This is a genomic window from Rhodopseudomonas sp. BR0M22, assembly GCF_010907035.1.
Taxonomy (GTDB): Bacteria; Pseudomonadota; Alphaproteobacteria; order Rhizobiales; family Xanthobacteraceae; genus Rhodopseudomonas.
Genome location: NZ_QUMK01000154.1, coordinates 1 through 428, shown reverse-complemented (window position 1 = coordinate 428; position 428 = coordinate 1). Strand labels below are relative to the sequence as shown.

The window sequence follows — 428 nt, the reverse complement described above, 5'->3', positions numbered from 1 at the left end:
CACACTCCTGTCACAGGGCGCTCGAAGCAGTGGTCGATGCGCGACTTGAGCCGACGCGTATAGAAGCTGTCGAAGTCTGAATTCAGTGCCGCGTAGCCATTGCGCTCACGCAGGTGCGCAAACGTGCTCGGGTAGAATCGTCTGCCGATAAAGTCGCGCACATGCCCAAAAAAGATCAGCACAATGTACGAGAGGTACGTAGACAACACGTTCAAGTAACTAGGCCCATCGTCTTCGGTGATGCCGAGCCGCGCCTCATCATACTGCGATGTCCAGCGGTATTCATCGTTGTCACAATGACCAAACTCGGAATGTGCGAGCTTGGACTCGGACATGGTCTCGCTAGCTGCCGGTCGGCTCTAGTCGCACTCCGTATCCGTGCCGGCCCCGGTGAAACAAGGAAAGCCAGGGCGCGCTTGGCAAAACGT

General features: G+C 56.8%; 1 protein-coding gene. It reads right to left on the bottom strand.

Annotation, left to right across the window (positions count from 1 at the left end; genetic code table 11):
- A partial coding sequence (locus DY468_RS24555) for a hypothetical protein (protein ID WP_164608225.1) occupies nt 1-335 on the bottom strand: 335 nt, incomplete at its 3' end.
- Nucleotides 336-428 lie beyond the last annotated feature (93 nt).